8 protein-coding genes are annotated in these 14,679 nt (G+C 48.9%); 1 reads left to right on the top strand and 7 read right to left on the bottom strand.

Annotated elements, in window-relative coordinates; all coding sequences use genetic code 11:
- Positions 1-14 precede the first annotated feature (14 nt).
- The 6 genes from ING2E5A_RS10825 to ING2E5A_RS10800 all read right to left on the bottom strand — a co-directional run bounded on the left by ING2E5A_RS10825 (position 15) and on the right by ING2E5A_RS10800 (position 12,646).
- Positions 15-1,514: a CotH kinase family protein gene (locus ING2E5A_RS10825; protein ID WP_071137404.1), complete on the bottom strand. Its 1,500-nt coding sequence runs from the start codon at positions 1,512-1,514 to the stop codon at positions 15-17.
- 107 nt (positions 1,515-1,621) lie between these two features.
- Positions 1,622-2,569, bottom strand: a complete 948-nt coding sequence (locus tag ING2E5A_RS10820) for a BT_3987 domain-containing protein (RefSeq protein WP_071137403.1) — start codon at positions 2,567-2,569, stop codon at positions 1,622-1,624.
- A 20-nt stretch (positions 2,570-2,589) separates the two neighbouring features.
- Entirely contained in the window at positions 2,590-4,824 is a 2,235-nt protein-coding gene (locus ING2E5A_RS10815) for a RagB/SusD family nutrient uptake outer membrane protein (RefSeq protein WP_161942009.1), read from the bottom strand.
- Positions 4,825-4,836: 12 nt separating this feature from the next.
- Positions 4,837-7,959: a SusC/RagA family TonB-linked outer membrane protein gene (locus ING2E5A_RS10810; protein WP_071137402.1), complete on the bottom strand. Its 3,123-nt coding sequence runs from the start codon at positions 7,957-7,959 to the stop codon at positions 4,837-4,839.
- A 32-nt stretch (positions 7,960-7,991) separates the two neighbouring features.
- The gene (locus ING2E5A_RS10805; protein ID WP_083373313.1) at positions 7,992-9,890 is read right to left on the bottom strand and encodes a RagB/SusD family nutrient uptake outer membrane protein; all 1,899 of its coding nucleotides are present in this window, start codon (positions 9,888-9,890) and stop codon (positions 7,992-7,994) included.
- Positions 9,891-9,919: 29 nt separating this feature from the next.
- Positions 9,920-12,646, bottom strand: a complete 2,727-nt coding sequence (locus ING2E5A_RS10800; RefSeq protein ID WP_071137401.1) for a SusC/RagA family TonB-linked outer membrane protein — start codon at positions 12,644-12,646, stop codon at positions 9,920-9,922.
- Positions 12,647-12,670: 24 nt separating this feature from the next.
- On the opposite strand from ING2E5A_RS10800, the gene ING2E5A_RS10795 reads away from it, so the two are divergent.
- A complete protein-coding gene (locus ING2E5A_RS10795; protein ID WP_071136337.1) occupies positions 12,671-13,831 on the top strand; it encodes an IS256 family transposase in 1,161 nt (386 codons plus the stop codon).
- Between the two features lie 204 nt (positions 13,832-14,035).
- Here the strand turns inward: ING2E5A_RS10795 and ING2E5A_RS10790 are convergent, their stop codons facing one another.
- Complete coding sequence (locus tag ING2E5A_RS10790; protein WP_071137400.1) at positions 14,036-14,578, bottom strand: carboxypeptidase-like regulatory domain-containing protein; 543 nt, start codon at positions 14,576-14,578, stop codon at positions 14,036-14,038.
- Between the last annotated feature and the right edge of the window lie 101 nt (positions 14,579-14,679).

Raw genomic sequence — 14,679 nt, 5'->3', positions numbered from 1 at the left:
ATGGATAGTCAGAGTTAATAAGTCGAGAATTGACTGTTAAGCCAGTTCATGTGATTGATGAAGAATTGCCGGTCGCAATCCACTTCAGCCTTGTAGGAGCCCAGGGGTATGCCTCCGACACTCACGCGCTCGTTCAGGATATTCCAACGTTTGAAATTGAGCTGTTGTGATTGGTCAAGCATTTCGGCGGTCTCATCGATGAAGTTGAGAATTTCATCGGTGACAGCCGTACTGTTCCACAAATTCCTGATCTCTGCCTTGAATGCCGGATCCTGTAAAAGCTTGTCGTAATAGAATGCGTTGGATTCCCATACGTAATAATTGGCCGGGCGGGGCCGGGCGCCATCGTACCAGCCAATGCCTAGAGACCACTCGAAGTCCCACACCGGGTACATTTCGATTTTTGAATTTCCCATATCCTCCTTGACCATGTAGACATTTGTGTCCATGTTGGCCAGGATATTGTGGTAAACGAACCAGCGTACAAAACTGGCAACGTCAATGAAACGTGCATATCCGTCTTGCGGGTCATTGAACGTGGAAGAGGCGAGTACACCCTCAAAGGTGTCGACATAATTTTTGATATATTCCCATTGCTGGGGAGTCAGGTCTTCCTCCGGATCTGGGTTCTTGAAAGAGAATCCATACCCCCTAGAGGATACGAAATAGTTGACCTCCTGATTATAGTATCCGTCACGTTCGAAGAGAAAACCATCGTCCGGAATATCTACACGGTTAGTTCCCTGTTCAACCGGTTCCACCAGCTGATAGTTGCCTAGGTATTCGCCGTTAAGCACCAACTCTACGAAACGGTCGTCCGGAGTCCACGGGAATCTCATCAACCTGCTTAACTTGAATGCAATGGCCGTGCGGAGAAGCGTCTTGTCGCAGTAGTTTGCCAGTAAAACCCAATCTTTAGCCTCTTCCATACCCAGGATGGATGCCTTCTTGTCGAGTTTGATCTTATAGGGTTTCTTGGGGTAGGTCCATGTTGCATTACCCCTGCCCTTGATACGCATGCTCTTTTCGGTGACAGTTTTTCCATTCTCCTTGATTACCAGCGTACCTTCAACATAGTTATCTTTTGATGCAACGGGAGCCTGATCCACCGTCTCTATGTAGACAACAGGAAGGCCGGTATCCACGAGATCGCCTCCAAAGGAGATCTCGAAGGTGGCACGTCGTCCTCTTGCAGTAACGGTTGCCTGGGTGGTGCCACGCTTGAAAATATCGGTCGACCAGTCGATTTTAAAGTTGTTGTTTGGTTTTTTCGTTCCGTCTGTATAGATCTCCTGAACTTCTATTCCTGTGAAATCAGGTGTTTCGCCCAGCCGGAAGGTTGTCTTGTCGGGAAGTTTTGAGATTTCGATATCGAGGAATATCTCTTCAACTTTCCCGGTCTCCTCTTTATCACAAGCATTGAAAAATAGTGGAATGGCAAAGAGGAGGAGGAATAACGTTGTCTGAGAGTATGTTTTTTTGGAATTGTGCATGCGGTTTTTGATGATACTCATCGCTTTATTATTGATTGATAGGTTGATGTAACTGAATATGTAATCTGGTATCAGGAATGGAATGTCAAAAAGAAGGGGGAAACAAGTTCCCCCTTCCGTTGATTCTCCTAATATGGGGTAATCTCACCGAAGTAAGTCCACGGACTCGCTCCCCAGGTTGCCTTGATCTCTACTTTCAGATAACGGCCAGGGACAGGATTGGTTGTCCTGTAGTCCAACTCCTTGGAATAATCGTTAGACAAGTTGGTCTCCTCGAGTACAACGGTCCAGTTTTCGTTGTCCTCGCTGACAGAGAATACAACATGCTTGGGCTCCATACCATGATCGTCCTGACGTTGCCAGATCAGGAATCCCCTGATGGCAGGCCTCACCTTCTTCATGTCTACCACGAACCATTGAGGCATGCCGTTGATCTCTTCATTGAACGGATCGCTGTGCCAGGTGCTATTCTTATCCCCATCAAAAATTTTTGATACGGCCCAGTCGTCGTTCCATTGCGAACGGTAGGCAATCACCTTCCAGCTCTTTTTCTCCCAGTCGTACTCCTTGCCTTTAACCACATAGTATACAGTCCTCAACTCCTCGTTCAGCGGAACCTTTCCTTCGGTAACCGATTGAATGGTTACCGGCAGGAGGTATTCATGTTCGAAATTGATCTTCTGCGCTTCAATGGTCACCACTATCGGATCGGATATCCTGCTGCCGTTCTCGATTGTCACGCTGGTCTTGTCCAACGAGAAGGAACCTTCGGGCAACTGCAAATAGCTGGTGTTGTTGGTGCTGTTGTAACTTGAAACAAGCGAGTTGTCAACCGCAATTTGCGCTACATATTCACCCTGGTTGTAATTGGTGGTGCCACCGTAGGAGATGGTGATGGGAAAGGTTGTGTTTCTATCCACCTCCACCGCTTTGATTACCGGGTTGTCTGCTGCTCCTGACAATGAAATGTACATAAACTGTTCCAGTTCGATTGTTTCAGGATAGGGGTCATTGCATGAGTTGAGGGCAAAAATTCCCCAACAGGCACAGAGAAGCAATGCTATTCTATTTTTCATATGCTAAAAATTTTCGATAATTAATTCCATCCGGGGTTCTGCCAATCCATACCTGTGTGAGTAAACATCTTGTCGATTTCACTTTGCGGGATCGGATAGAAGTACATTTTTTCCTTATAAGATTCGCGTTCGAAACCGATACGCTCATAGTTGAAACTACCATCATCGTTTTTGGTGATGCGCATGCCGGTCACGTAACGTTCACTCTGCTCCATGATTTTCCACCTGCGGACATCGAAATAGCGGTGACCTTCGTAGGCAAGTTCCACACGGCGTTCATTCCTGTAACGTTTCTCGAATTCATCTTTTGACAATCCTGCCGGTATGTCGGGCATTCCTACCCTGCGACGGATGGCGTTTACTGCATCACGGGCGCTCATCGTTATACCGTTTCCAATATTGATTGCCGTTTCCGGATTACCGGTAGCCTGATATGCTGCTTCAGCAAAGTTGAGGTACATCTCTGCAAGGCGGAACATGCGGATTTCGCCATCTGCATCGTTATCGCGACCCGATTTCCAGTTATTATATTTGCGGAGATAGTATCCGGTGAAGGTTGCTCTCCGGTTAGTGTTGGAGATGCCGTCCACGCCGCCTACAAAGCTTTCGCAGGGATCTGCAGGAACTGACTCGACCCTTACATTGATCTCGATATCTTTAATCTCTACGATATTTCCAGCATCTGCACCCACGTCAAAACGGAGGTAGTGCCCAGGTTTTCCCCATTTCCACCAGCTATTGTTCCTGTAGGGGGTGAGATCCAGTTCAAAGTCGGTCCATTCAGTTGCTTTGTTCAGCACCACGTTTTCCGGTGTCGACTCTCCACCTGCAGGGTTAGGAGCAGCAAAGAAGAACTGGGCATTGGTGATGTTGTTGTTGCTCTTGTACTTGAATTTGAGCAGAATCGAGCCGGTAGTGGCGTTGATGTCCTGGGTGAGCGGGGTGGTTGGGATATAGGGATCTCCTCCCGTTGTCTCAAGCCTGAATGCGCCCTCCTCTTCAAGTTCGGTTGCATCGATACTATGGCTGCCGCCTGCCAGCGATATGCTCAACGGATAGTGGTCGTCCCTGGCCAAACCTCCGGAGGGTCCGAGATCCCGAACAGCTCCATTGAAATAGATGGTTGCATAGAAACGGGGATCACGTCCTTCGTAGGGATTGTTCGGATCATACCCCGACGCCGTATTGATGATGGGTTGCAGGTGTTGCTGATCTGAATAGCCCGAGATAGGAAGCATGCCGGTGGCCTGCATTTCATAGCAGTCTACCAGCTCCTGTGTCGGACAAGCGCCGGCTGTTGTCTGTCCCGGGGTAGAGGGCATACCGTGGTTTCCCCAGATGTTTACCCTGTTGCCGGGATAGATGGTCTCCTTGTCACGGGCACGCTGTTCATCGTGCGGGGTGATAAAATAGAGTTCATACAGGTTCTGTGCGCTGTTGTTCTCCGGTTCCTCGGTCCAGAGTTTGTAATCGTTAACCAGCAGGTTGGAGAGTGCGTTGCCGGTGATTTCTGCGGCATCCTGCCATGTGTAGGTGCCATCGGCATAGAGCGGGCTGGCAGCGTAAAGAATGGCTTGCGAGCGAATAGCCTGGACAACCGCCCTGTTCATGATAAAGTTCTCCCCGGTCCTGACTGTCCAGGAGAAGCTGAGGGTTGAAACGGGTTCGCTCATTGCTGCATCGCAGTCGTCAAGAATCTGTTTTACTACAGCCGAAACCGGTGCGCGGAGATCTTTCGAGAAATCGTGATTGATTTCGTAGGGTTCGGTGATCAAGGGAACAGACCCGTAACGTTTCATCAACTGCAGGTAATAGAGTGCTCTCAGGGTATGAGCCTGTGCCCTCCAGGAGGAGAGTTCCTCTTCGAGGGAGGCCAGTTCGTTTGCGGTGACCCCTTCGATCCTGTTGAGAAAGATGTTGCAGCGACGTATCGCCTGGTAGATGGAACCCCAGGGTTGACCATCCACATTCGAGTAGTTGGATGCGTTGAATGCATCCACGTACCAGAGGGCAGCATGTGATCCCTGAAAAAGCATGTCCGAACTTTGAGATTCGTCGGTAAGGGTCGCCCGGTTGATATCGGGCATGATCCTGGCTCCGTAGCAGGAGTTGAGGTATCCCCTTACTCCGTTTCGCGTCTTGAATAGTTCATCCAGCGAGGTGCGCCCGTCGTATTCCAGCTCCAGCGCCTCATTGCAGGAGGTGGCGAATCCCAGCGCCAATAAGATAAACAATATCTGGATATATGTTTTCATTACTTTCATGTTTTAAAATTTAATACTGAGTCCAACATTGTAGAGACGGTAGACGGGAACAGCTTCCAAACTGCCTGCATAGTGCGCTTCAGGACCATAGAGATCATGTTTCAGCTTATCCCAGGTAATCAGGTTCTGTCCGCTGAAATAGAGCCTCGTGCCGTTAAACAGATCAAAAGTATAACCGATCTCCAGATTCTTCAGCCGGAGGTAAGATTTATCCTCAAGGAAGAAGTTGCTCGCTTCGTGGTTTGAATTCTTTTGTGCCGACAATGCCGGATAGGTAATCTTTTCGCCGTTGGCATACCTCTCAGCGGTCCAGGCGTTCTTATGCCACTCCGAGTAGACACCCTCAAACGAATATTCAACACGTCCCATCGACATATCTACCGTCCAGTAGTCGGCAATACCCTGGAAGAGTACGCTCATGTCGAAGTTCTTGTACTTCAGTCCGCCATTGAACGCGTAGAAGAACTGTGGCATTGAACCGTTTCCAAGCGGAGCCTTGTCCTTGTCATTGATTTTGCCGTCTGCATTCAGGTCGTAATATTTCAGGTATCCCGGTCTGGGTGTGCCGATCTCATATACCAGCCCACTGTTGTCGATCTCTTCCTGGCTATTGAAGTAGCCGTTGCCGTTGTGATCATCAACGATGTAACCCCAGGCCTGTCCAAGAGGATATCCTTCGGTGCGGATGCGGTAGGCAAAATCCTCGACTCTCTGGCTTTCATCCCAGAAGATCACCTTGTTCTTGTTTTGTGCCAACCATCCACCCAAGGTGAGGTTGAGATCGCGGGTGATATCCTTGTTGTACCCCAGCGAGATTTCGTAACCCTTGTTTTCAAAGATACCCACATTCGCTCTGGGGTAGTTGCCCAGGGGAACACCCTGGTATTCGGGTGTTTTTGAAGTTGCGCTGGTCACACCATTTTCTGTCCTTTCATTGTAGATGTCAACTGTAAGTGTGAAGTTGTTCAGCAGTGAGAGATCGATACCGAGGTTTTTCTTGGTGATGATTTCGGGATCCAGAAATGGATTGGCCACCTGTCCCTCGTTCACGTTGTGTCCCCCGAGGAAGCCTAAGCCACCACCGGTCAGGGTGACGTTGTCGAGGTAGACATAACGTCCGATCCCCCGGTCGTTACCGGTTTTTCCCCATGATCCCCTCAGTTTCAGATAGGTCAATAGCTGATTTTCTTCAAGAAACTCCTCGTTGGTGGCAACCCATCCGGCAGAGAGAGCCGGGAAGGCGGTAAAGCGGTTATTACGTGAATACTGCTCTGAACCGGAATAACCGAGATCAACCCTTACGAGATAGCGATCGTCATATCCGTAGCCAACACCGATCCCCGAGTTTGACCGTTTATAGGGCAGACCACCACCCGCCTTGTTCAGGTGCTGATAGAAGCTGTATGCCATTGCGTTGATATCGTGTACACCGTTGAAACGGCGCTGGTAGTTGAGAGTCCCTTTGTAGTTCAGGTTGTAATAGAAACTTGCGCTGGATCTGTATTGCAGCGGTGAGTTAACCTGGGTGCCGATTTTCTGGAACTCCAGCTCGCTATAATCCCTTGTGCGAACCCAGCCTTCGTAGGTCCGGTTTACAAACAGCCCTTTCACGGCATTTGTCTGATAACCGTAGCTGCCGCTGATGCTGAGTCCAGGAGTAATGAAACTGAGGTCCAGTTTCGGCATGAACTGTGCATAGATGTTGGTAACCGTATATTGGTCATAACCCAGTCTGTTGATCAGGGCCCACGATGTAACCGGTTCGGTCTCCGTAATCACCACGTCGCCTCCGCTGATCTCTCCAGTCTCAGGATCTTGTACCAGTGGGGTGGTCGGTCCGTATACGTAGGGTGGCAATGAGTAGAAGCGGTACCATATTTTGTTTGCGAAACCGTCCCAGCTTCCGCCGTGTGCCAGTTCCACGCCATGACCACCCGGAGTCCTTTCCCGTTTGATGTTACCGCTCAGGTTCAACCCCACTGAGAGGTATTTTGCCAGTTGCACATCAACATTGGAGCGGATGTTGGCCCAGATGAACTGGTTATTGGGGTTATACTGTGTGGTTCCCGGATCCACCTTCCACATGCCGTCCTGGTTCAACACATTGACGTTGGTATAGAAGACAGCCTTGTCGTTACCTCCGGTGAGGTTCATGTTGAGGCGACTCATCTGGGTAATGTCCTTGGCGTTCATCTCCCGCCAGTTGTTATTGGGGAAATATTGCGGATTGTCCCCAGCAAGGAAGCCCTCCACTGTTGTTTTGCTGAAATAGGAGTATTCACCGTTACCATCGTTGAATCCGGCCTGGTTGCGTAACTGTACAAAGTCGGCCGAATTGATATGGGAAGGAGTAGTGGTGCGCTGCTCCAGGGTATGATTGACAGTCACATCAATCTTCAGTGGCTGCTTGATCCCCCTTTTGGTGGTGATCACGATTACCCCGTTAGCTCCCTGAATTCCGTAGAGCGCCTGTGCTGAAGCATCTTTCAGGACGCTTATCGATTCCACTTCATTGGCAGTGATGTATTCAAAAAGCTGATTTGCGTTATAATCGTAGGGGAAGCCGTCGATTACAACCAATGCTGTACCGCCGTTGGGAGAGGTTGACCCCCTGACCCAAAGTTCGGTATTTGTACGTGCCGGTTCGGAATAGGTTTCGCGGGTGAAAAGTCCCGGCAACCTACCTGCCAGCGACATCGACAAGCTTCCTACCGGTGAACGTTCCAGTTCCTTTCCCGTTACACGTGAGATCGATCCTGTAACCTTCTCCTTGTTCTGCTTGTAATTGCCGGTAAAGACCTGCTCATCGAGATCGAAAGTCTCTGCCCTCTCAAGGGTAACATCAGTCTTCTCCTCGAAGATAGCCTCGGTTAAGTCAACACGATGTGAGATATAACCCTCCAGGGAGTATGTGATGTACCCGCTCTCGTCGTTGACCGTGAGGTCGTAATTTCCGTTCTTGTCTGTAATGGTAATGTTCTTTTCATTCTCAGAGACAATCAAGACTCCTTGAAGGATACGGCCATATCCATCTTTAACCGTCCCTCTTACCTGGGCATTCAGCGAGAAGACCCATAGCAGTAAACAGGTGAACGACCAAAGAATTTTTTTATTATAATTATTCATAGATAGATCTATTTAAAAATTTATAAGTATGGTTACCAACCCGGATTTTGCCAGTTTTCACCGGTGAGTGCCAGCATGATATTGACATCATTCAGCGGAATCGGGAATTTTAAAAACTTATTTTGATAGCATAAGCGCTCCTTCGAGACGGGGCCCCGATTGTAGGTATAAGAGCCATCCAAGTTACGGGTCACATAAGCTGCAGTAATCCAGCGGTCTGTCGTTTCGAGTGTCTCGTCCGGCTTGTGCCAGCGGCGTACATCAAAATAGCGGTGTGCCTCGAAAGCCAGCTCCACCCTGCGTTCGTTGCGGATACGGAGAACCAGTTGCTCTTTCGAAAGACCGGCGGGAAGCGGTGGCATGTCAACCCTGCGGCGGATTGTATTTACAGCTTCGTAGGCCTCTTCCAGGTGGTTGGCCTCTGCAGCGGCTTCTGCCAGATTGAGGTAGATCTCACCCAGGCGCATCACTTTGGCCTTGGCGTGTGCGGCAGTAACCACTTCCTGTCCTGAATTGGGATGCAGGAATTTGCGGAGGAAGTAGCCCGTACGGGTAGCTTTACGTGTGGTCGGATGTCTGCCGGTCTGGGGTTCGCCTGCCCAGGTGGCAATGATACGGGTGCGATATCCCTTATTAGCCGGGTAATTCTCCACGCTTTCTGACGTCTCATCGAAAATCCAGAAGCAGGTCCGTTTCGATCCGTTATAATAGATCGATGCATAGAAGCGGGGATCCCTGTTTGCATATGGATCCTGCGGATCATACAGCGTATTTGCCGGGTTGTAGTTGGGTTGCAGGTGTGTCACCTCATCTACATACGGTTTGGCAAGATCAAGGATAGGCTGGCCGTCAACGGTCTCAAAGCAGTCCACAATCTCCTGTGAGGGGCACGATCCCGATTTGTAGCCCATTACGGCACCGATACCCTCGGTGTTGATCCAGTCCTGGCCGGCACTGGTCTGATAGATGGTCTCTTTGTCGGTCGGATTGGTTTCAAAGCCCATGTTGTTGCAGAAATATTCATTGAACAGCTTGGCTGCATCGTTGGGCAGATGAACATCCGGGTTGTCTTTCCACGATGGGAAGTTGACCTTGTCGTACAGTTCGTAACCGTTCTTTTTTAAATTCTCCAGTGCGTTTTTGCTGATCTGGTAAGCTTCTTCCCAATGGTTCTGGCCATCGTTGTAAAGCGGGCTGGCCGCATAGAGTGACATTCTCGATTTGATTGCTTCAGCAACAGCTTTTGTAAACCGGTATCCTTCGGCATTAGAGGTGATTCGCCAAGGGAGATGGGGGCTAGCAAGAGCCGCATCGCAGTCTTCGATGATGAATTTCACCACATCGTAGTATGAGCTGCGTTCAGTGGTGGAGAAATCATCGGTGTAGGAGTATGCAGTCCGTTCAATCGGGAGCGGGCATCCGAAGAATTTGAGCAGGAACATGTAGTAATAGGCCCGTAACAGGTGAGCCTCCGCTTTCCATCTCGAACGGTTATTCTCGTCCTTAACTTTCGCGGTCTCGATATTGTCGAGGAAGACAGTACATTTCCGTATGCCTGTCCACATCCGCACCCAGTAGTTGCCGTTTCCGTTTTCGGCCCAACTGGTATTGAAGTGCGACGCAGCCGATACGTTTCCATTATAGAGCAGACCCGATGTGATCCACGACTCGGCTTCGGCGTCGGTATCCCACGCTTCGTCACTCCAGTCTACAGGTCCGCGCATCCAGAAGAAGTAGGTATGTCCCTCTGCAGGGATGTAAAGGTAACAGCTGTTAAGGTATGCTGCTGTCTTTTCATCATCATTAAAAACATCGGCAAGCGATATTTTTCCATCGGGGGCCTGATCCAGCACATCACTGCATGAAAAGAGAAATAGCGATAGCAGAAGCGCCATACCTCCGATTTTGATTATCTTGTTATTCTTCATCATTATATCTCCAATTTATCTTGTTAACAAATTTAAAACTTGATATTCGTACCGAAGCTGAAAACGCTTGTTTGCGGATAACCGATCGAGTCATCATTTTCAGGATCCAGGTGAGCTGGTCTGAATTTGGGAGACCATGTCAGTACATTCTGTCCATTCAGGAACAGCCTGAGATTGGTAACTCCAAGTTTCTTGAGCGAGTTTTTCGGCAAGGTATACCCGATCTCGAAGTTCTTCAAGCGGAAGAGGTCGCGGTCAAACACAAAGAATGAGTTAGCCTTGTGGTTGGTCGATTCACCTGTGTGAAGTGCCGGATAGGTGATTTTCTCGCCATTTTCCCACCGTTCTTGTGTCCATGCAGTTTTATGGTAGGGGAAGTAGGTTCCTCTGATGATATATTCATATGTACCCTGCTGTGCGTAGGTAGAGTTGAACTTCGCCAGACCCTGGAAGAAGATGTAGGCGTCAAATCCTTTCCACTGTGCCGAGAAGGAGGCACCGTAGCTGTATTGCGGAATATTTCCCACACCGATGGGAGCCTGGTCCTTATCATTGACTACGCCGTCACCGTTGAGATCCTTGTAAACAAAGTCCCCAGGCCCCGGGGTTCCGAAGTCGTAAGTTACCCTGTCGGGGTTGGCCAACGTCTCTTCAGTCCAGTATCCGCCATCCTGATCCCAGTCGATCAGGTAACCCCAGCTCTGTCCGATCGGGTAGCCAGTTGACCTGTATCTGTACGCATAGGTTTCGTCACGAGGAACTTCGTCCATCACAATCCGTTTGTTCCGGTTGTAGGAGAGTTGCCCCTTTACATTGATGAAGAGGTCGTTGTTGATCTGTTTGTTATATCCTAACTCGATTTCATATCCTTTGTTGGTTATCTCGCCCATATTCACCTTGGGAATATTGCTGAGCGGTGTTCCCTGCCATGCGGGGATACTTTGTCTGGAAAGAAGGATATCCGAACGATCTTCACGGAAGAGTTCGAATTGACCGGTAATATCTTTCATGATGGAGAAGTCGATACCAAAGTTATACTTGTCGGCCGTTTCCCAGGTCAGCATCTTGTTACCCAGTAACCCCTCGTTTACACCCTTGCCGGCTGCAAGGCTTCCAGAGAAACCGTCTCCCATGGTAATATCATCCAGGTATAGGAAGCGCGCTCCACCCATCTTGTCATTACCTACCTTTCCGTAGGAGGCACGAAGCTTCAGGAAGGTGAGGGTCGGGTTGTCCTGAAGGAAGGATTCGTTTGAAACAGCCCAGCCGACTGCAGCCGATGGGAAGAACCCGAAACGTTTTTCCGGTGAGAACTGCTCGGAACCGTTATAACCGAAGTTGACCTCGGCAAAATAGCGGGATGCATAGTCGTAAGTAGCGCGTCCGGAGAAACCCAACACGTTGAAGGGGATCTCGCTGCCGCCCGAATCCCAGTAATCACGTTCTGTTCTCAACATACCGCCAACGGTGTGATCTCCAAAGGTGCGGTTGTAGAGAAGTTGTCCCTGCAGGTTGACATTGTATCGTGATCCTTCGGCATAAGACATGTAGAAGTTATCCTGTTTCAACTCGTGAACCGAGAAGGTGAGTTCATCCGTTTTCGGGTCAACAAAAGCTTGGTAGTCGGTTTGAAACATGTTTCCACGGGTCATGTTGTTGCCATAGGCGTCGTAGGAGATCATACCTTTCAATGCGAGGCCCTTGGTAATACCTCCCAAGTCGAAATCCAGACCAAAAGAGGAGTTGAGGTTCGAACGGGTATCGAGGTTGTAACCATACCAGTTCATGATCATCACCGGCGAGCGGTCGGCATAGTGTCCCACATTCAGATAGGTCGGGTCGAGCGGGAGGTTGGCTGGAACGCCGAATCCCTCAATTGTAGACGGACCCGGCGAGATGGGAAGGATGGTCTGTGCCTGGTATAGCATGTCGCGTACCAGCCAGTTGCGGTCACCTCCATACATTACACCCGGGTTGGGCATATTTACCTTTTCGATATAGCTACCCAGGTTAAGGTAGGCTTTCATCCATTTGGTCACCTTGTAGTCTATGTTGGAGCGGAAACTGTAGCGATCCAGCTTAAAGGAGGGATCATACTTCAGGATATCCTTGGAGAGGGTGTTCATGTTTCCGCCCTGGTGGAGGTAGCCCACATTCATGAAGTAGGAGATCTTATCCGTTCCACCGCTCATGTTGGCATTGACGGTGGTTTGCGGTGACCAACGCTTGATCAGCATCCGGTACCAGTTGTTATTCGGATACATCCATTTTCTGATAGCAGCTTTCGATTCATAGTCGGGATCATTCGGATCGAGTCCTGCCAACGGATTTTCGAACTTGGCAATGATGTCGGGGGTGAAAGCCGGTTCCAATCCGTCGTTCGCCATCGCCTCATTACGAAGGTTCATATACTCTACAGATCCTGGCATATCAGGTTCACGGGTAAGTTTCGAATAACTTTGTGTGACATTTACCGAAAGTTCCGGTTTCCCTTCCGATCCACGTTTGGTAGTAATGATCAGGACACCATTGGCACCACGGACTCCAAATACGGCTGTAGCAGATGCATCCTTCAATACCGAGATAGATTCTACCTCATTGATGTCAAGTGTACGGATATTGTCGCGGGGAACTCCGTCAATCAGAATCAACGGGTTGGTGCCGTTTGTGGTACTTGCCGATACTGTTCCAAAAAGTGTGTCTGTACCTGTAAAAAAAGAACATAGTCTAAAAACTTTATTAGTTTTGCAAATAACCATAACAAACAATAAAATTCAAAGACTATGTTACTATCAAAGGAACAGCTTTCTTCCGTAATGGCCAAACATTCAGAGCGCGAAAACGGGTTACACGATTTAATGGAAATCATGCTTGAGAGTATGATGCTGGCAGAGCGTCGCGAGTTTTTAGACCAGTCAAAAGGTAACAAAGGGAATGGTTACCGTCAGGGTCGCAGTTTCGGGCATGGCCGTGTTCTGGAATTCAGGATTCCACGTGACCGTTACGGCAACTTCCATCCAAAGATTCTTGCATTGTTGCGTGACCAGGAACTGGAGTGCGAACGTTTGGCCGGCAGCCTTTATTGCAGGGGTTTGACCCAGGGGCAGGTCGGCGAGATCTTCGGTGAGATTTACGGTGAGCATTACAGCAAAGCCAGCATTTCGCGCATGATTGACTACTTGCGCTCCGATGTGCAGGAGTGGCTGAACCGTCCGTTGGAGGGTTATTACCCGATTGTATTGGTGGATGCCATCCATATCAAGATCCACCGTAAACGTTCAGTAGCCACTGAGGCTTTCTATGTGGTCCTGGGGGTGAAAGAGGACAAGAAGCGTGAGGTGCTGGGTATTTACAACCGCCCCACGGAGAGTGCCGCGGGCTGGGAAGATATCTTCCGGGATGTCCAAAGTCGTGGGGCAGGTCATATAGGACTGCTGGTAAGCGACGGGCTGACAGGCCTGGACTCGGCCCTGTCGGTCGTTTATCCGAAGACCCTGCTGCAGCGGTGCGTCACCCATTTGAAGCGCAACATGCTCTCCAAAGTGCGCCATGGTGACAAAATGGAGCTGGCGGAGGATTTACGCGAAGTGTTCCGTACGGGCCAGAAAGACTACACCAAGTGCGAAGCCTGGCAAAACTGGACGGCACTTTGCCAAAAATGGGGAAAGGATTACAGGAGCATCAAAAGGATGGGGGAGGATATTTCCTACAAATATTACTTCACCTATCTGCAATTCCACCCCCGTATCCAGTCAATGGTCTACACCACAAATTGGATAGAGCGGCTTAACAAGGACTTCCGGCGCGTATTGAAGATGCGAGGGGCAATGCCCAATGAGGAGTCGGTACTGGTACTCATCGGTAAAGTGGCGATGGACAAGGATGCTTATAACAGGGAATTACCCGGTATTGACAGGGACAAGACGTTGTTCCCCGGTGAGTGAAGGTATTTCCCGCCAACCCATGACAAAGGTCCTTAATTCCTCTTACTTGCACAAGGACAAGCAAGTTGCATGCTGCGCATGTAATCCTTGTGCAAGTATCGGAATTAAAAAATACATGTCATGGATTAGGTGAAATTAAAAAAAAGAAATAAATTTGTTATAAGACTGATAAAGCAATAGACTAGAGACACACTAAATGTAACACTACCTACTTGCCCCGCGTAGGTACATTGTGGCATCGTCCACCCCCGGTTGTCCTCCAACACGTTGCATTGAGGTAAGACCGGCGATACGGCCAGCAAGTGCGTTTGCAAGGCTGGGAGAAGTGGAGACCCTTAAATCCTTTGTGCTGACGGTGGAAATTGCACCTGTTACGGAAACTTTCTTCTGTACACCGTAAGCAACAACTACAACTTCATCCAGAAGCTCGGTATCTTCGCTCATGACGATATTTATCGTTTTTCTACCCTTGAGCTCGATCACCTGCTTCTGCATGCCTACATAAGATACTTCGATCTTTGCGTTTGACGGAACATTCGTAAGGATAAATTTCCCGTCGAAATCAGTTACCGTTCCTTTCTCGCTTTCGCCGATAACTTTCAAGGTTACCCCGATGAGAGGCTCATTCTTTGCATCGGTTACATAACCTGTAACATCGACGTTCTGTGCGAATATTCCGAAAGAATACAAACACAAAAAAAAGAACATGAGCCTTCTCCCAATATTTACTGGAATTGTCTTTTTCATTCTTTCTTTTTTTTAGATTATTGATGACAAAAACTTACTTTTTTAAGGTTTTAAAAAACAGAATCATTGCTAATTTTCATTCTTAGGTTAATTAACTGCTT

Origin of the sequence: Petrimonas mucosa (assembly GCF_900095795.1) — a bacterium.
Taxonomy (GTDB): domain Bacteria; phylum Bacteroidota; class Bacteroidia; order Bacteroidales; family Dysgonomonadaceae; genus Petrimonas; species Petrimonas mucosa.
This window is presented reverse-complemented; position numbering and strand designations above follow the sequence as displayed.

Coding starts and splice junctions, on each gene's coding strand:
- ING2E5A_RS10825 (WP_071137404.1), bottom strand. CDS start 1,514: ATGAGTATCATCAAAAACCGCATGCACAATTCCAAAAAAACATACTCT.
- ING2E5A_RS10820 (WP_071137403.1), bottom strand. CDS start 2,569: ATGAAAAATAGAATAGCATTGCTTCTCTGTGCCTGTTGGGGAATTTTT.
- ING2E5A_RS10805 (WP_083373313.1), bottom strand. CDS start 9,890: ATGATGAAGAATAACAAGATAATCAAAATCGGAGGTATGGCGCTTCTG.
- ING2E5A_RS10790 (WP_071137400.1), bottom strand. CDS start 14,578: ATGAAAAAGACAATTCCAGTAAATATTGGGAGAAGGCTCATGTTCTTT.
- ING2E5A_RS10795 (WP_071136337.1), top strand. CDS start 12,671: ATGTTACTATCAAAGGAACAGCTTTCTTCCGTAATGGCCAAACATTCA.
- ING2E5A_RS10815 (WP_161942009.1), bottom strand. CDS start 4,824: ATGAAAACATATATCCAGATATTGTTTATCTTATTGGCGCTGGGATTC.
- ING2E5A_RS10810 (WP_071137402.1), bottom strand. CDS start 7,959: ATGAATAATTATAATAAAAAAATTCTTTGGTCGTTCACCTGTTTACTG.
- ING2E5A_RS10800 (WP_071137401.1), bottom strand. CDS start 12,646: ATGGTTATTTGCAAAACTAATAAAGTTTTTAGACTATGTTCTTTTTTT.